Source organism: Arthrobacter sp. efr-133-TYG-104, from assembly GCF_030208915.1.
GTDB lineage: Bacteria > Actinomycetota > Actinomycetes > Actinomycetales > Micrococcaceae > Arthrobacter.
The window spans coordinates 206,934-224,263 of the sequence record NZ_JARVTA010000006.1 but is presented as its reverse complement, the minus strand read 5'-3'; the positions used below and the strand labels follow the sequence as shown (position 1 = coordinate 224,263).

Genomic DNA, 17,330 nt, shown 5'->3' with positions numbered 1-17,330 from the left:
GTCGCTGGGGAATGGCGTAGCGGGGCAGTTGAAGAGAAGCAGGCCCGCGCCCTGCGGCCCACTGCGGGTCGAGGGCGCGGGCCATGCGTCAGAACTCGCCCGAGCCGGGCTGGACGTCGAACACCGGCACGCCGAGGGCCTGCCAGGCGCGGATCACCCTGGGCCGGTCATCCAGCGCGAGCCGGACGTCCCACCGCCCGCGGATGAAGGCCTCGTAGATCTCGGGCTTGACGATGTCGTCCGGCCGGCGGTCGCCCTGTCCGCGCATGAACAGAGGGCAGCTGGCAGTCCACTCCCCCACATGTTCGATGAGCCAGGCGTAGGTCGCGCGGCCGACGTCCCAGCCGTTGTCGTCCATGACCGGCCTGCCGGAGCAGAACACGATCTCAAGTCCGGCAGCGTGCAGGGCGCGCACGGTTTCGATCACTGGCGGGTTGGGCAGGTCCCAGGGGACGAGCCGGTACTCGTGGTGTCCCCTGATGAAGCGTCCGTCGGGAAGGGTGTGCGTTGCGACCGTCCCGTCGATGTCGACGATCACGGCCGGCGAGATGACCGCGGCCGTGGCAGTGCTGATTTCTGTCATGGTGGGTCCCTCCTTCCGGGCGGTGAGGCTATTCAGTAAACGGACGCTCGGCCTCGACGTCGAGCGGGACGATCGTCCCGAAAAGTCCTGCAGCATGCTGTGACCCGTGCGGGACTGCCAGCAGGTCGGGACCATCGGGCATGACGCCGGACTCTCCGCATGTGGGACACGTCCATGTCCAGGTGACGGGCGCGTGCACAACGCGCCTGTCGATGATCACCCAGTCGAAGCGGTCAACCCAGTCCTCGCGGCCGAGAGGCTGACAGAGATCGGCGTCGAAGAGCGCATCGGGCACTGGTGTCCGGCTGCTCATCGCACTCCTTCTTCGGCCGGTGCGGGACCGGGCTGGGGCCACCCAGTACTCCCCGAGGGGCTGGATGGTCCCGTTCTCATGGCCATGGCAGGTCAGTTCGAGAGAGCCCGCCCATTCGTGGGGACCCTGGGTGATCGCGGTGCCAGCCGGCACCTGCAGCGGAGCGTGGTCGTGGCCGTGGTAGTCGCGGCAAGCCGACTCGTCGTCGTTCACGAGCTTGAGGGCGCAGCACGCGCAGAGGATGAAAACACCGCTGGCCAAGGTCAGTCCCCGCCTTCCTGGTTGTCGTACTGGCTGACATAGCCGATGAGAAAGTTGTCGTCGACCGGATCGAAGCCGTGCCGCTCCGTGAACTCCGTGTGGTACTCGGCAGGGTCCCGGTCTCCCGGGTGCGGCCGGACGGAGCCGATCGCGTTGGCGATCCACTCCAGTTCGTCGGCACCGGACCACTCCGGCTTGGTGCCGAGGCCGAGGGCAATGGCGTCGACGATGTCGGTGTCGGTCACAGGTCCGGGGTTGCCGTTGGTCCGGGACAGCGGCCTGCGGCAGTCGGGGATGAATCCCATGGCAAGCAGGACGGTCACCGGCAGGTGGTGGGCGTGCCAGATCGCGTCGGCGGCGTCAGTGGGGGAATCGCCCGAGGAGAGTCCGCCGGAGAGGTGCAGCCGGTAGCCGGCGACCTCGATGGTGTCCGTCTCGCTGGAGTTCAGCGCCTCTTCGAGCTCGTCGATGACCCTGCGGCCGACGCGTTTGATGACCTCCGGGCTCGGCTCGCCCTCGGCGTCCAGGTGCATGTCGGGGTCGAAGTCCTCGACCAGCTCCTCGAGCTGGGACTCGGGGTCGTCGAACCGGAACGATTCAGGGTCCGCGGTCTCCTCGACCATCAGGCGGCCGCGTTCGAAGTCGATCGGCTTGGTGCGGTCGGCCGGGACGGCGATGGCCGCGGTGAGCATATCGGCGCTCATGGGTTCTCCTTGGGTCGGGATGTGGGTGGGGTCGGCTCAGGCGGCGGATTGCTGTGTCTTCGCGGCGGCGTGCTCGCGGTAGAGGCGCACAGCCAGGTCGACGCAGTAGCAGGTGAACAGGAAGTGGATGTCCCAGTCGCGCAGGTCCCACTCCCAGGTGTCGGAGCCGACGGTGTCCTCGTGCTCAGCCAGCCATTTGTGGGCCTCCGACTCGCTGTCGGCGTGCCAGCGGGCGTCTTCGATGATTTCCATGCGCCGCTCGGCAGGGGAATGTCGTGGGACCTCGATGTCGGCGAGCTCCATCCAGTTGTGTTCCTCTGTGAGCCGGTCGAACTTCTCGTCGGGGATGCCGTCGGTGCTCCAGAGGGCAGCGCGCGCGGCAGCGGCCGCGTTCCGGCGCTCGTGGTTCAGCACGGTGCCGGTGGCCGCGAGGTGCTCCTGGGCGTTCCAGTGGGCCTCGAAGAGCGCCAACTGTGCGTCCCCGTCAAGGCCGCGCAGTTCGTGCAGGCGCGCCAGCAGCGCCAACTGCTGATGGTGGACCTCCTGGGCCTCGGTGCCGAGTCCCTCGCTTTCTTCGAGGTGCTCCCGCACCAGCTGGATGAAGAGATCCGAGTCGTACTGCTTTACTTCGCGGGAGCGGCCGCCGCAGAGCTTCTCGGCCCAGTAGCGGAAGTCGATGCTTGGCGCACCGTCGGAGTAGTAGCCCTCGCTCTTGCCGGCCGACGCGAAGAAACCGATCATGTCGGGTTCTCGGGTGAACATGTAGCCGTCGGCGATGTCGCCGCTGGTGGCCAGGTGGCCGGGCCAGGTGGTGACGTCCCAGGACCACATGCGGGTCCCTGGGGCCTGGATCCTGAAGTGGCGGTAGAGATCCTCGTCGTGCAGAACGACGAGGACGTGCTCCCGGGTCTGGGCGAGAAAGTCGGCGTACGTACGGGCGTACGGGTTCTCGGGCTTGACGGTGTCAGGTGCGGACATGGCGGGTCCCTTCCGGGTCTGCTGGTCAGGGTTGTGGTCGGGGCCGTCCGCTCGGGCGGTGCTCAGAGGATCGGCAGTGGCCGGCCGGAGGGCTTGTAGTGGCCGTCGGCCTCGTCGAGCACGGCCTCGGTGAGGAGCACGGTGGCGGGCATGAGGAACGCACCCACGAGCGCGGCGAGGCGCTGCTCGTCGGCCAGCACCCGCTCGGGGATGCTGCCGCGGGAGCTGAAGAACATGTCGGCACGCTCGATGAGGCTGGCCCGGCGGGCCTCTCTGGAGGTGAAGTGCTCGGCGATAGTCTGTCCGGGGCCGTACTCGGTGATCACCGAATAGAGCGCGGCGGGAACCTCGGTCTTCTTGCGGGTTGTGCTCACGTAGACCTGGACGCCCCATCGGCGGCAGAGCTTGGCGATGGCGTTGACCACGCTGTCCGGGGCGCTCTCCCACTGCCCGGAGCTGGACTGGTACAGCTCGTGCACTTCGTTCGCGGCGGAGGCGTCGATTGCGCCCAGGACGACGTCCGAGGCGGTCAGCAGCTGCGCGCACATGCGCAGCCGGAATGCTGGCGAGGGGTAGTGGTCGTGGAAGACGATCCGGTCGTCGTGGCAGATGACCAGGTCGTAGGCACTGTCGGGGCCCGGCACGAGCTCCTCTGAGCCGGTCTGGATTCCAGTGGCGGTCATGGCGTGCTCCTTCGAAGCTGCATTGGCTGTGTTTATGGGATGGGAAGCAGGAGGCGCGGGCGCTCCGACCTCTCGTGGAGGTGGAGCGCCCGCGCCGGTGCCGTCGGTCAGACGGCTTCTGCGATCTGCTGCTGGTCGCCGGCGGTACCGGCGTCCTCGTCGTCGACCAGAAGGGTCGGGTCGATGCCCGCAGCGCGCTGCGCGTTCTTCTCGTCACGCTCGGTGAGGGCGTTGACGATCTGTTCGTAGCTGCTCTGGATCGGCGGGTTCTTCGCCGTGCCGTAGGAGAGCACGTACTGGCTCTTCATGGCGCGCGTGAACGCGACGTAGAACATCCGCTTGGTGTCCTGGGTCATCTTCGCGTCCTCCTTGTAGAGGACGACGACGTTGTCGAACTCGAGGCCCTTGGCACCGTGGATCGTCGAGACGACGAGATCGGCCTTGGACTCGAGGTTCTTCCGCTTGCGCTCCTGGTTCTTCTGCTTGTTCACGTTCAGCTTCTGCTGGTTGCGCGTGATCTCGAAGGACAGGAGGTTGTCGCGGAGCCGGTCGAAGAACACGTTCGCAGGCAGGCTGCCCTGGTTGCACAGGGCCACCCAGCCGTTGATCGCGGCGCTGTTCTCGACCCACCACTCGGAGATGGTGCGCAGGATTGCCTTCTCGACGTTGACGTTTCCGGCATTCTTCGTCAGCTTGCCCATGTTGTCCTTGATCCCCTGCGAGACCACGAACGAGGCGTTGGCCGGCTGCACCTGCAGGACGTCGTTCCAGAAGAACTTGATGTACTTCGAGAAGATGTCCGTGGCGTAGACGCGGTCGCTGACGAGCGAGGCCACGTGCTTGTTCGGGTAGGCCTTCTCGAGCACTTCCTGGATCAGCGCCACCTCACGGCGGGCGTAGGCCAGGAAGGCCACCTGCTCGCCGCGGTCCAGGCAGGCCTGAACGTACTCCGGGATCACCGTGTTGCGCACGAGCGGCTGCAGGTCGTTGGCGATGAAGCCGGTCAGGCGGGCCACCTCGTGGTAGTTGAGGGTGACCTTCTCCTGGAAGGAGTCGGCCGTGGGCACCGCCAGCGAGTTGGCCTGCAGCTGGATGTTGGCGAACTGGTTGGTCTCCAGACCGCCAAGCACGACGTTCGCGAAGTCGAGAATCTCCTGGTTGCTCCGGTAATTCGTCGTGAGCCGGAAGGTTGCGAAGACCCCCGAGCCCTCCAGCGTGTTGAGCGCCCTCGGGTTGGCCGATCGGAACTCGTACAGCGTCTGGCTGGCGTCCCCGACGATGAACAGCGACTGGGCGTGCTTGGTGATGTACTTCAGCACGTAGATGAACTCGAAGACCGAGTTGTCCTGGACCTCGTCGATGATCAGGTACTTGCTCTGCACGTGGGCAGGCTCGGACATGTCATCGATCTTCTGGTAGCAGATGATGATCTGCAGCTCCAGCGAGGTTTGCTCGATGCGGTCGAGCAGCGCGATCACCTCGTCGAAGTGGTTCTCGACGAAGGTGTTCAGGGCCGTGAACGCGCCGGTCTTGTTCTGGTCGACCTCCAGCAGGCGGTGTCGGAACGTCGCCGCGAACTGGCTGTTCGGGTAGAAGATGTCGATCGAGTTGATGATCGTGTCGATGGCCGAGACCTTGTGGGTCGGGTGGTTCATCGAATAGATGTCGATGATCATCTTGGCGATCGTCATCGAGCCGACGTTCGGGTTCTTCTCCGTGATGTTGTCGGCGGCGGCGTTGGTGAACGACAGGACGGTGATGTCGCTGGCGGGCACCCCGCAGGTCTCGAGGTACTTGATGCGCTCAAGGATCACGGTCGACTTGCCTGTGCCCGCGCCGGCCTGCGTCATCACGAGCGGCTCGTGCGTGCTGAGCGCGTCGAGCTGCTGCTTGGACAGGTGCGGCGGGAAGACCGGGGCCGTGGCCGGCTGGGGCGGCGTGAGGAGCTGGCCCTTCATGCGCTCCAGGTGGTCGAGGGTGTGGTTCATCAGCAGGCTGAGGTTCTGCTTGGACAGCTTCGCCGCGATCGGCGCGGAGAACGTGGTGTCCAGCTGCTGGTGGATCCGGCGGTAGGCCTCCAGCGGGACGTTGTAGTTCTCCAGGTAGCGCAGCTGCACCGCGAGCATGTTCAGCTGCTCCTCGGTGGGGCTGGCCGGCATGTCCTGCACGTACTGGCAGACGGTGTCCGAGATGGCCTCGGAGTCCCAGATCTGGGCCAGGCGCGTGATGCGCTCGTAGATCGGGTACTCGTCCATCCAGTCGGCGAGCTTGTCGAGGTTGGTGGCACTCAACCCTGCGGCCGAGAGCACATCCTCGATGACGTCGCGGGCATTCTCTGCGGGGCTGGTGTCCCACTGCAGGAACACCGCCGCGTCGTGGTTGCCGTAGCCGATGGAGCGGGACACCGATACGGCGCGCTCGGGCTCGGCCAAGCCCTGCTTGAGGAAGTAGAGCTCCAGGCGGTACTGGATCACCAGGTCACGGCGGATCTTGTCGCCGGACTTATCCTCGTACACGGTCAGGGCCTGGGGGGTCATGTCGAAGTGCACGTCCCAGGAGTTGGTCGGCGTGGCGATGTCGAGCTCGAAGCGGTCATCGACATGCGGTACCGGCAGCGTGAACGACCCGCCCGAGAGCAGGGAGCGGCGCGTGATCGGGGCCAGCGGCACCAGCGCGGTGGTGATGTCGTGGTGGGTCGAGCTCTGCTTGACCTCGATGTCGCGGTCAACCGCGTAGGCGGTGTTGGTCGCGGTGTTGATCGGCCGCAGGCTCTCATTGAGCAGGCCGGTCTTCTTGCCGGACCCGGTCAGGCGCGAGGAGAAGAACTTCGGGTCGACGGTCTTCTGGGCAGCGACGGCGGCTGCGGAAAGGTCGATGTCGTCAAGCAGAATAGGCATGGTGTCGTCTTTCTTCGAACGAATCAGTAGGCGGGTCGAGAGGGTTTGTCGAATGGAAGCCGCATAGACCATTCTCACAGGAGACGAATGGTCAGTCGAATGCTCGTAGACGAGCGCTTGGGTCACGGGCGCGGGCATGAGAGCGGGAGGGCTCGCCTCTGGCGACGAGCCCTCCCGCGCTCCTCTCAACCCACCCGTCAGGGGCCGTGAGGCCCCTGAATCCGGGCGCGGCGGCGTCAGCCCCGCGGACCCGGACACCGCGCGCTACCCATGCGCGCGGCGGTCAATCGCAGGCTCACCTCTTGGGTAGGCCCGGCGGGAAGCACCTTCAGTCGGCGTTCCAGGGATTGGCCTTGGTGACGGACCCGGAGGGGTCCACCTCGACAAGGCCGAGCATGAGTGCGAGATCACGGCAGTCGGCCGCGTCCGCCGAGTGGGCGGAGACCAGCAGCAGTGCGTCGTCGCAGATCTGCTCGCTCCTGTCTTCGGGCTGTGCCGCACGGACTGTGCCGACGGCGGTGGTGGTCGTGGTGGTCATGGCAGTGACGTCCTTCTTCCTGTGTTCGAACGCGGTACGCGCACGCACGAGCGCCCCCACCCCGGGTATCCGGGACAGGGGCGCTCGAACGCAGTGTGGTGCCGGGATCAATCGACGGCCAGCGCCTCCGGCTCGTCGGAGACGGCGGCAGCGGGTGGGATGAACGCAGTCGACGCAGCCGACGCAGCCTGGGCAGCGAGCAGCCGGTCCTCGATCCACACGCGCACGGCCTTGCCGGCCGGACGCGCACCCTGGGAGTCGACGTAGGTTTCCTCGGCGACGGCACGCAGCTCGTCGTCGGGGATCGACGCGGGCAGTGTCTGGCCCAGGCGGGGCCTGGCGTCCAGGATCCGTTCGCGCTGGCGGCTGTACTCCGCCGCGAGGATCTCCCGGTAGGCCTGCTCGTCGACCGGGTTGAAACCCACGACGAGTGAGAACCGCCCGAGCAGCTCTGCGTCGAAGAACTGAGCCAGCTCCTTGGTCAGGGACCGGTGGGAGACCGCCGGCGGGGCCGAGCCGAAGCCGACCGGCTTGCGGTTCAGGGCTTCCCGCGCGGCGTTGGTCGTGCAGATCACCAGCGCCTTGGAGAAGTCCAGCACCTTGCCGTGGGCGTTGCGGATGTAGCCCTCGTCGAAGGCCGAGAGGAACAGCCGCTGCACGGCTTTGTCCGCCTTCTCGAACTCGTCGAGCAGGATCACCCGGTGGGGGTTGGACTCGAGCGTGTCGAATGGCAGCTCGCGGTTGGAGTCCGAGCCCACGTAGCCGGGAGGTGCCCCGACGATCTTCGCGGTGTCCGAGGGAGTGTGGAACTCCGTCATGTTCAGGATGATCGGCTCGGTGCCGGTCATCTGCTCCGCAATGATCTTCGCGGTCTCGGTCTTGCCCACGCCCGAGGCTCCGGCGAGCATCCAGGTTGTCGGGGTCGACGTCGGGAACAGGTCCAGCTCCTCGCGGGCCAGGCGGTCCACGAGCTTCTCGAGCACGTCGTCCTGTCCGCGCAGGCGGCCCAGCAGGGTCGCCCGGAGGGTTGCGACGTCGAACTCCGGGCGCTGGGCGTTTCCGGTCATCAGACGCTTGGCCACGTCCAGGACGCGCTTGGTAGTCAGCGGCACCTGCGGGATCGACCGCAAGGTGTTCACGAGTGCCGTGTCTCCGGCTGCCTCGGCCTGGACGATGAGCTTCTTCTGCTCCAGCACACGGTCGGCCATCGCCCGGTCCAGCAGCGTGATGGCGCTGTCGGGGCGGTGCTGCCCGGCACGGGAATTCTCCTCCGCGATCCGGACCGTCTCCGCCAGGACATCGTCGGAGACCGCGATCTGGTGGCGGTAGTGCGCCACCAGGCCCGGCCGGACGCTGCCGAGCACCGTGAGGGTTTGCTCGACGGTCAGTTCGTCGACGATGAGCGGGGTGAAGCGCCGCGCGAAGGCAGGGTCGTCGTCGAAGGCCCGGGACTCGGTGGAGGTGGTGGCACCGATGACGCGCATGTCGCCGCGGGCCAGGGCAGGCTTGAGCACCTGCGAGACCTTTCGCAGCACTGAGTCGGTGTGGGAGGTGGATCCACCGGTGATCTGGTGGATCTCGTCCATGAACAGGATGACCTTGTTCTTGGGGTCTGAGGCGAAGTCGATGACGGTCTGGACCTTCTCCTCCAGCTGCCCGACGATGCCGGAGCCGGCGACGAGGTTGGTGATGGGCAGCTCGTAGACGGTGAAGCCCTTGAGCTGGTCCGGGATGAGGGTGTCGCCCAGGGCGATCCGGCGGGCGATGTCCTCGACGATCCGGGTCTTACCAACGCCGGCGGAGCCCTTCAGGAGCACGTTCGGCTTGTTCCGGCTGATCAGGACGGAGAGGACCTGCTCGATGAGCGCGTCGCGGAACATCGTCGGGTCGGCGTTCTTGAACTTCTCGTTGTAGTCGACGAGGAGCTCCTTGACGGCGTCGTCGGACTGGCCGCTCTGGCTGGGGATGCCGCCCATGCGCGGGAAGCTCGGAGGCGTGCCGCCGCTGTTCGTGTCGTCGTCGGAGCCCGACGTGAAGTTGTTGAGGCCCATCGCGGGTCCCTCCTTCGGTGGGGTTCGCCGGGCGGCGCGCTGGGTGGGCGCGCCGGGATGCCCGGCAGGGTTACGGGTAGGTCTGAGGGAGGAGGAGACGCCGGCCGGTTCGGCCGGTCGGCGTCTCCCCTGTGGCCGGGAGCAGGATCAGAGGACCATGCCCAGCAGCTTCTGCCGGATGCTCGGGTCGATGTGCTGCATGCCGTTCGCGTACGCCTCGGCGGAACGGACCATGTACTTCCAGTCCATGGCCGAGCACGGGGCGTAGTAGAGGTTCGGCGGGTGCTCCTCGCGTCTCGAGGGCGGAGACCACTCGAAGTCGGTGATCATCAGCGACAGCCGGCGCTTGCGCACCGGGGAGGCGTTGATGTAGTCCCACACCTGCTTGAACTCGGTGCCGCCGGTGACCTTGGGCACCTTCCGGAACTCCTGCCAGATCTGCCGCGTCGACTTGTTCTCGACCTTCAGCAGCGTCTCCTGGGAGAGCATGTGGCTGAAGGAGTTGAAGTACAGGTTGACGTTGAGCTTCTTGGCGATCCGGATGAGCATCAGCACCGCCTCCTGGTAGTTCTCCTCGGAGATCGACCCGGAGGTGTCGATGAAGACGTGCAGGTCGGGCATGTACTGCACCGAGGTGATCCGGCCCGGCTTGTTGAAGTCGTCCGGGTTGCGGCGGTTGGCCTTGAGGAAGGTCGTCTTCGTCGTCCGGTAGACGTTCTGGGACTTGTTGACCTTGCCCATGCGCTTGAGCACCCGGGTGATGTCCTTGAACAGGTCCAGCTTCGTGGGCGGGGCCTTGCGGAACTTCACCTGGGCCGAGCGCGAGCCCGGCTGTCCCGGCTGCTGCCGTGCGCCCATGGCAGCGGCCCTGGCAGCTGCTCGCGGGAGCGAGGTCAGCTTGGACAGCGCGGCGTTGGAGACGACTTTCACGGGTGAGGCGAGGGACTGGTTGATGAGGTTCCACTCCCCCGTTACCTTCGCGGCGGTGGCGCGGGCGTGGGCCTCGACATTGACCAGGACCAGCGACCGCGGGCAGAACAGCTCCCCGACGGTAAACGGCATGATGCCGGTGTCGAGGGCGGCCGCGCCTGTTGAGGCGGCCTTGCGCTGCTGGTCGACGTAAGTCATCAGCATGCGGATGACCAGCCGGGCGAAAGAGAACTCGTCGTTGCCGTCGGAGTCGTCCTTGCGCAGCAGCAGCGATTCGGTCAGCCCCTTGAGCGAGAGGTTCGCAAAGTCGTTCAGCAGCCGGAGGGTGTCCGCCGGCATCGCGTTCGCGCCGGCCATCGTCTGCACCTGCTGGTTCAGCCAGATCTTGAAGCCGTCGAACGCGGCAGAGGACTGGAACCAGTACCCGAGGGTATTCGGGTGGTAGGTGTAGGCGACGGAGGCGAAGAAGGCGCTCTCGTCGGCGGAGCCTGCGAGCAGGCCCTTGGCCGCGGGGATGACATCGTTCTGGGCTGAGTACAGGACCCGGGCTGACGGCGCGGGCCACTTGTTCTGCTGCCCGGCCTGGACAGCGAACAGTTCGCCCACCGGCAGGGGCGTGCCCTGGTCATAGCTGACCATGGTCTGCCCGAGCAGCGCCTTGGCGTTCTTCTCGGCGGCCGGGTCCATCGTCTCGCCGAGGCAGCGCATGACGATGTCCAGGACGTCGCCGGTGATGCCGTGGCCCGAGCCGTCGACGATGCTCGCCGGAGCGCTGGGGTTCAGCGGCTCCAGCAGCGGGTCGACCAGGACCTTCTGGATGGCCGGTATGGGGTCGTAGTCGCCCGTGCACGAGATCGTGTGCAGGGCGTCGAGCACCGCCGGCTTCTGGTTCGTGACGGTGATCGTCATCGTGGTCTCCTAATGCGGTCTGAGGTGACTGGTGTCGTGGGATGGCGGGGGACGCTCCGGAACGGAGCCGGTGGCGTCCCCCGCCGCCCGGTGCCGGGTCGGCTCAGAGGAAGGCCGACAGGGACGGCTTGACCGCGGCCACGATCGGCGAGTCGACCTCGAGGAAGGCCTCCAGGTTCTGCCGGTCGAACTGCCCGGTCGTCACCAGCTCGAACAGGGTGCGCGTGTGCTCCGGCTCAATCTGGATGGCGGCCTGCGCCAGCTGCTCGATGAGGCGCGAGTTGTCCTCCTTCTCCTTCATCGCGTAGAGCAGCGAGCCGGAGACCTCGTTCTGGGTCAGGCCCGAGATCTGCGCGGCAAGGTCGGTGACCGTGCCCGCGGACTTGAGGGTCGTGTAGCAGTTCGGCTTGGGCACATTGACGCGGTTGTGTGCGGGGCCGCCCGAGTTCGATGCGAGGTCTTCGGCGATAACCGCCACGAGCTGGGTGGTGAACATGGTGTCGCCGGTGAAGGCCTCGATCGCCTCGTTGAGCAGCGAGGTGTCGCGGCCGCCGATCTGGACCGGGGTCGCCAGGTGGCTTGCCAGCTCCTGGCGGTCGACGCGGTTCAGCCACCGGGAGAGGTGGTCGATGGTGCGCGGCGTGGTGAGCTGGTTCATCTCCTCGCCGCCGTCGAACAGCTCGGCCATGGTGACGTTGCCGTCGTCATCGTCGTCATCGCGGCCGTCGGCCACGATGGAGTTCGGCGTCGACTTCTGGAAGATGAGTCCGGGGTGCTGGGTGAGGACTTTCTTCACCCAGGGGTTGAGCGCGTCTCCGAGGACGGACATGAGGGTTGTCGCATCGGGCTCGACGTGGAAGATCGCGAAGCGCGACAGCGAGGCCTCGTCGAGAGTCGTGACGTTGCCCTTGTCGTTGCCCGCCACGATGAGGCGCACGTTCTCCGGCAGTTCGATGTGGCCCATGCGCCGCAGGGTCACCAGGGTGAGCGCGCCGGAGGTCACGTCGGAGGTCGTGCGGTTGATCTCGTCGAGGAAGAGGATCGGCCACTCGCGCGGGTTCTCCAGCGCGTAGTCGATGCACTCCTGAATGACCTGGTGCGGGTAAAAGACCTGCTTGTAGGACTGTGTCCCGTCGGTCTTCTCGTAGGGCACCAGGCGCGCGCCGGTGAGGTCGGCCTTGTCGGCGAGCTGGTTGCAGGGCAGGACGAAGGCTTTGGTGCCCATCGAGTAGGCGAGGGCCTCGACGAAGGAGGACTTGCCGATGCCGGGCTCGCCCATGAGCGCGGGCGTGGCCCCGACCTCGAGGGACTGCTGGATCAGAGTCGTCAGGGTGTCGTTGAACTTCATGGGAATGTCTTTCTGGTCGTGGGTGAGCTGTGAGCAGGTGAGACGGGAGACGGACCCACGGCAGGGCTGAGCGCCGTACGGGACATGTCGGAAGCAGGGCCACAAGGCCCGGTGACGGGGGCGGTCGGGCTCAGAAGCCCACCGCCTCCCCATCCCCGATCGGGCTCCGCCCGATCCAGTCCTTGTTCCACCGCCAAACCGATGGGCAACCCCCGAAGGTTCACCCCGCCTCGGCGGAGGCTTCCCGTGCCGCCACCAAGGCAGCGGCACGGTCCAGCAGGAACGGCCTGCCGTTGCGCATCTGGGCGTGCTTGGGCCGAGGCTCGATCACCGCCAGCGAGGTCTTGTACAGCAGCCAGGCCTCGTCACCGGAGGAGAACTGCGCGCCGAAGGACCGGTAGGTGCGCAACGGCAGCTGCATGCCGGTGTAGAGGACACCCAGGACGGAGAACTCCCAGCGGGAGCGGTCGTTGTCGAAGTCCTCGGGCGTCTTCAGCCGGTCGCGGGAGCCGGCGAGTGTCTGCTCGACGATGGCCTCGGCGTACGGGATGTCGGGCATTTCGCCGTCGGTGCCGACGGCGGTCGAGGGGATGCTGATGCTTGGCTTGGCCTTGGCGGCGAGGTCTGCATACAGGTCCGCCACCGAAGAGAACCGGTCGGAGGCTGGTCGCGCCGCAACGTGTTCGACGATCCGCTGCGGCACCGGGTTGCGGGTGAACGTGCACCAATGGTCCAGGAGGATCTCGTACCAGCCGTGCTCCTCGCGCAGGACGCGCTTGTCAGCGGCGATCGGGAAGTCGTGGAGGTTGGCAGGCAGCGGGGCGACCAGGTGGAAGCCCCGGCCCGACATCGACAGCTCCGAGTACAGGATTCCGGGCAGGCGCAGGATGTCTGCGGCCACGTCCGGCGGGCAACCGGGCTCGACGTCGATCACGATCAGACCGTCGGAGGGGGCCTGCAGGTAGAAGGCAGCGTTCGCCGCGTTCGGCAGTGTGTCGGCCAGCTGGTCGAGGGTGAGCAGGCAGGTCGCGTCCAGGGCGAAAGCTCCGCGCAGGGGGCCTGCGTGGCGGCAGCCCGGATTGCAGCCGTCGAGCAGGTGCCGCACATCGATCGGTGCCTTGCGGCCGGAGTCCTCGTCGTCGAGCTCGCCGAGCCGGCCGGAGATGGTCCAGCGGCAGGCGGTCGCCAGGGCGCGAATCGCGGGGTTGTCATAGAAGCTGGGGAAGATCGCGCGGGGATCGACGGCGGTCACATCAATGCCTTCTTGTCGGGAGCGGATGAAAACAGGGCCGGGTTGCACTCTGGCCCTGAAAGACGAGACCCCCGTACGGCATGGATGCCTGCACGGGGGTCTCGTCTGGGGGTTCGGTCGGTCGGATCGGCCTTGGATCAGCCCTGGTAGGTGATTCCGGCCTGCTGGGCATCGCCGGAGCCGCCCCACGGGCCCTGGCCGGCGGGAGCACCCACGGCCGAACCCGCGTTCTTCAACTCGGCGTTCTCACGCTCGAGGCGGGCGAGCTTCTGCTCGGGCGTCTCCTGCTGCGGCTGCACCGCGGGGACCGGGGCGGCAACCGGAGCCACGGCAGGGGCCGCCTGCGGAGTCACCGCGACCGGTTCGGTCAGGACCTGCGCGTGGGCCTGGGCGGGGACCGGACCCGCGACTGAAGCCGCGACGGCGGGCTGCGGGGCCGGGAAGGACAAGCCGTCCTCGACCTCGGTGGCGACCGGCTCCTCGCCGTTGCCGACGGCGGAGCCCGAGCCCGGCTGGGCCTGGACCGCGCGGGGCGGGGCGTTGAAGACGATGCCGCGGGCCGCGAGCTCCCCGCTGGCGACGCCGCCGGCGTTGTAGTAGCGCGGGGTCTCGTGCACAATCACCTGGTCGAGCGACAGGCCGCGGTTGGCGAAGTTCTTCGGCTTGTAGACGCGGAGCACGAGCGTCACGTCCAGTCCCTGTGCCAGCTCCTGGCCGGAGGTGTCCTGGTCATAGGTGCCATCACCCTTCTCGGACGGGATCGCGATGATCGGCAGGTTCGTGCCCTTGGAGTCGATCGAGTAGTTCGCGCCCGAGGCTGGGTTCTTCTTCGAGGTGTAGCGGCGCTCGGAGACGAACTGCTCCTCGACCGTGGGGTTCGCCGGGTCGGCGAACTGCACCTCGGCCTCGGTGATCGTCGCCGTGGTGTGCGGCTTGCCCACGGGGCTCATGCCGTTCTGGACCTTGCGCTGGTCGCTGGCGGCGAGGGCGGCACCCTCGATGAGGCTGGTCAGCCGGGCGAAGGCGAGCTTGCCGCGGATGAAGACGCTGGTGCCCTCGGTGAGCTGGTTGGCGGAGATGGAGTAGTTGGCCATGGTGGTGGGTTCCTTCTGTTGAGTGATTCGGTGGTTCTTGGCGGCCCGTCGGACTGGTCTATGACTCGTCTATCCCTTCTCCTATTCTATCAAGATGCACTGGACTACGAGTAGAATGTGCATAAGGACTCGAATGGTCGCAAATGGTGAGCTGGATAGAGAGGGACAGGGATGACGGATACGATGCACAGGCCCGAGGAGAAGGCCGCTGATGCGGCTCCCTGGGCCCGGGTGACGGCGCAGCGGCGGGACCGGCTTGGGCCCCTGGGCTATGGCGGTGGACCGGTGCTGGCGGCCGGGATCATGGCCGGTGGCGCGCTGCTGTTCGCCGGCTGGGGCGCGACGCAGCTCCTCACTGCTGACCGGAGCCCGGCGAGCGATGCGGCGGCAGCTTCCCAGCACGAGGAGGGCACCGTGACGGTGACCTTGCCGGACCGGGACCGCAACGGGGTCCCGGACGCCTTCGAGGCCAAGGCCGGTAACGGCAGCTCTGCGGACGGCCAGGGTTCGGGCACCTCGGCGTCGGGCAAGGGCGACGAGGACAAGCCGGCGCAGGTCCCCGAGCCGAAGCCACAGCCGCGGGTGTACGTGATCCAGTGGGGTGACACCCTCACGGAGATCTCGGCGGAGACCGGAGTGCCGATCGGGGCCCTGGTCGAGAAGAACCGGATCCAGGATCCGAATCTCATCTACGCCGGGGCCTCGCTGCTCATCCCGCCCACGGCGTGAGAGCAGGCCTGGGGCCCGGACTGCGCCGACCTTCAGCGCAGTCCGGGCCTCTTGCTGTGTCCGGAAACGGTCAGTCGGCGGGTCCTGCAAGCATCTGCTGCAGCGATCGCAGCCGCGCCAGCTCGGCCTGCATGGGGGCGACGTCGTCCGGCGCGTAGTCCTGGGGGTAGTCGAGCTTGTACTCGGCGAGCAGCTCGATCTTGGCGGCGAGGAGATCCAGCACGCCCAGTTCGTCGATCAGGGCCCGGGCGAAGGCCCGGAAAGCGTCCTCGTGGGTGATCGCCGCGCCCTGGGCCCAGCCGAGGGCTGCGAGGGCGGATTCTCCGTTCTCATGGGTGAGACCGCGGGAGGTGACGACAGCGGCTGCGGCCTTCTCGGTGAGGTTCGCCATCGTCCCGGTCGGGTCAGGCATCGGCATCGCCGCCTTGCCCTGCGGCGCTGTCGCCGGCCGGGGGCGTCGGGGTCTGGATGTCCAGCCAGATCTGCATGGCATCCAGTGCGTTCGAGACCCCGTCGCCTTCGTCTAGCGTGATCAGCTCCGTCCACCCCGACTGCGTGAGCGTCGAGACGGCGAACTCTTCCCTGGCCGCAGTCACCTGGTAGAGCCCGGAGCCGGCGACTTCGTAGATGGTCCGGCCGTGCCGGGCGGAGCCTTCGGCCCGTTCGTACTTGACGGGCAGCTGGGCTGCGCGGAGAGGGACGGTCATGGGCTACTCCTGTGGGTCGTGGCTCTCAAGAACAGACGATTCGGTAACGGTGGCCGCGCCGCGCACCGCGCGGCTGCGACCACCACGGAACGACCCCCGGGACCGGCGTGAGCCGGTCCACGGTCTTTCCACCGGTTCCCCAGGGACGCAAAAGACCCCGCCTCGGCCGAAGCCGGGCGGGGTCGACCGAGCGCCGGAAGAAGTGCTGCGCCGCGCTCAGGCGGCGTCGGTGTCGGCCTCACCGGGATCCTCGGCAGCGTCGTGCTTGTCAAACAGGAAACCCCGGGCCTGGCCGCTGGCCATCATGTCTCCGAGGTGCGCCAGGAGCACCGCGCGCTGCGTGGTCCGGCGGTCCTCCAGCGGGTCGTAGTCGCGCAGGGCATCCAGGTTGACCACCCAGCCGTTCTCGCGTTCGACTGCTTCCTCAAGTTCGGAGCCGGCGGCGACGGCCATACCGGTGAAGTCGTGGTCGAACTCGGGTGTGACGTCGAGCCGCTGTGTCGGGTCGTCGATGTAAAGCGTGTCGCCGAACAGCAGCCCGCCGGAGCGGTCGAAGGCGGTGAGAAAGGCGCGGTCGGCGCGGGAGGTGTTCTCGACATGCACGGCGGCCACGGCGTCGTTGGCGAGAAAGTCCGTCTGGCTCAGACGGGCATAGGTGCGTGAGCGGGCCTCGTAGCACCACATGATCGACCGGGCCTCGTCGAATCCGCGGAACTCGTCGGAGGGGGGCTGCATATCGACCATCTGATGCTCCTTCACGGGCGTGATCACCTCAGTCCGGCGGGACATCACGATGTACGGAATCGCCGGGCTGTGGTTCCCATCCTGCCACAGGAGTGGAAAAGATTCCACTCAAATACCAAACGCCGGCACGAGGAAGACGTCCCCAGGGTGGTGGGACCCCGCGGCGGGATCAGTCTCGAGTGGAGTCAGGGCTCTTGGGCGGGTCGTCGAGCTGCTCGCTCTTGCGCGCCAGCTCCACAATGGCCCGGATGCTGGCCAGTGCGCCGTCGCTGAGCCCGTGCACACGCAGGGCGATGGTTCGCTCCTGCGGGGTCAGCTCCTGCTCGGTGGCGCTATCTGGCTCGTTCTCCTCCAGGAAGTAGGACAGGGGGACGTCGAAGGCGTCGGCCAGGGCTCGGAGGTGCTGCAGGCGGGGATTGTGGGCCTCCCCCTTGCGCAGTTGCTGCAGGTAGCTGAGCGACATCGAGGAGATGCCGCGCTGCTCCATTCTCTGGACGATTTCCTGCAGGGTGACGGGGCGACCGTGTGGTCCTGCCGTCTCCGCGAACAAGCGTTCTAGTCGCTGGGCGATGGTCACGGAGCTGGATCCTCCTCGTGATTTCAGACATG

17 protein-coding genes are annotated in these 17,330 nt (G+C 67.0%); 1 reads left to right on the top strand and 16 read right to left on the bottom strand.

What is annotated here, in order from left to right; genetic code table 11:
- Positions 1-88: 88 nt before the first annotated feature.
- From QRN04_RS06810 to QRN04_RS06755, 12 genes are all read right to left on the bottom strand, one after another.
- Entirely contained in the window at positions 89-583 is a 495-nt protein-coding gene (locus tag QRN04_RS06810) for a phosphatase domain-containing protein (protein ID WP_133830731.1), read from the bottom strand.
- Positions 584-611: 28 nt separating this feature from the next.
- Positions 612-1,157 (bottom strand): hypothetical protein, encoded by a 546-nt coding sequence (locus QRN04_RS06805; protein ID WP_133830732.1) that lies wholly within the window; start codon positions 1,155-1,157, stop codon positions 612-614.
- Between the two features lie 2 nt (positions 1,158-1,159).
- Positions 1,160-1,861, bottom strand: coding sequence for a hypothetical protein (locus tag QRN04_RS06800; protein ID WP_284975284.1), 702 nt, complete (start codon positions 1,859-1,861; stop codon positions 1,160-1,162).
- A 36-nt stretch (positions 1,862-1,897) separates the two neighbouring features.
- A complete protein-coding gene (locus QRN04_RS06795) occupies positions 1,898-2,839 on the bottom strand; it encodes a hypothetical protein (protein ID WP_133830734.1) in 942 nt (313 codons plus the stop codon).
- Between the two features lie 62 nt (positions 2,840-2,901).
- Entirely contained in the window at positions 2,902-3,522 is a 621-nt protein-coding gene (locus QRN04_RS06790; RefSeq protein ID WP_284975283.1) for a hypothetical protein, read from the bottom strand.
- Between the two features lie 107 nt (positions 3,523-3,629).
- Positions 3,630-6,545: an AAA family ATPase gene (locus QRN04_RS06785; protein WP_284975282.1), complete on the bottom strand. Its 2,916-nt coding sequence runs from the start codon at positions 6,543-6,545 to the stop codon at positions 3,630-3,632.
- A gap of 202 nt (positions 6,546-6,747) precedes the next feature.
- Entirely contained in the window at positions 6,748-6,957 is a 210-nt protein-coding gene (locus QRN04_RS06780) for a hypothetical protein (RefSeq protein WP_133830737.1), read from the bottom strand.
- A 107-nt stretch (positions 6,958-7,064) separates the two neighbouring features.
- On the bottom strand, positions 7,065-9,008 hold the full coding sequence (locus QRN04_RS06775) for an AAA family ATPase (protein WP_284975281.1): 1,944 nt from the start codon (positions 9,006-9,008) through the stop codon (positions 7,065-7,067).
- A gap of 147 nt (positions 9,009-9,155) precedes the next feature.
- On the bottom strand, positions 9,156-10,847 hold the full coding sequence (locus QRN04_RS06770) for a vWA domain-containing protein (RefSeq protein WP_133830739.1): 1,692 nt from the start codon (positions 10,845-10,847) through the stop codon (positions 9,156-9,158).
- Between the two features lie 103 nt (positions 10,848-10,950).
- Positions 10,951-12,195 (bottom strand): AAA family ATPase, encoded by a 1,245-nt coding sequence (locus QRN04_RS06765; protein WP_133830740.1) that lies wholly within the window; start codon positions 12,193-12,195, stop codon positions 10,951-10,953.
- Between the two features lie 220 nt (positions 12,196-12,415).
- Positions 12,416-13,447: a hypothetical protein gene (locus QRN04_RS06760; protein ID WP_133830741.1), complete on the bottom strand. Its 1,032-nt coding sequence runs from the start codon at positions 13,445-13,447 to the stop codon at positions 12,416-12,418.
- Positions 13,448-13,584: 137 nt separating this feature from the next.
- The gene (locus tag QRN04_RS06755) at positions 13,585-14,541 is read right to left on the bottom strand and encodes a hypothetical protein (protein ID WP_284975280.1); all 957 of its coding nucleotides are present in this window, start codon (positions 14,539-14,541) and stop codon (positions 13,585-13,587) included.
- Positions 14,542-14,712: 171 nt separating this feature from the next.
- Here QRN04_RS06755 and QRN04_RS06750 point away from each other — a divergent pair, with 171 nt between their 5' ends.
- A complete protein-coding gene (locus tag QRN04_RS06750) occupies positions 14,713-15,270 on the top strand; it encodes a LysM peptidoglycan-binding domain-containing protein (RefSeq protein ID WP_208294361.1) in 558 nt (185 codons plus the stop codon).
- Between the two features lie 70 nt (positions 15,271-15,340).
- Here QRN04_RS06750 and QRN04_RS06745 read toward each other — a convergent pair whose 3' ends face one another.
- The 4 genes from QRN04_RS06745 to QRN04_RS06730 form a co-directional block, all read right to left on the bottom strand.
- Positions 15,341-15,682, bottom strand: coding sequence for a hypothetical protein (locus QRN04_RS06745; RefSeq protein ID WP_284975279.1), 342 nt, complete (start codon positions 15,680-15,682; stop codon positions 15,341-15,343).
- A complete protein-coding gene (locus QRN04_RS06740) occupies positions 15,675-15,977 on the bottom strand; it encodes a hypothetical protein (RefSeq protein WP_133830744.1) in 303 nt (100 codons plus the stop codon). Before QRN04_RS06740 ends, QRN04_RS06745 begins: the two co-directional genes overlap by 8 nt.
- Before the next feature lie 216 nt (positions 15,978-16,193).
- Positions 16,194-16,829: a hypothetical protein gene (locus QRN04_RS06735; protein WP_284975278.1), complete on the bottom strand. Its 636-nt coding sequence runs from the start codon at positions 16,827-16,829 to the stop codon at positions 16,194-16,196.
- A gap of 61 nt (positions 16,830-16,890) precedes the next feature.
- Entirely contained in the window at positions 16,891-17,298 is a 408-nt protein-coding gene (locus QRN04_RS06730) for a hypothetical protein (RefSeq protein ID WP_284975277.1), read from the bottom strand.
- Between the last annotated feature and the right edge of the window lie 32 nt (positions 17,299-17,330).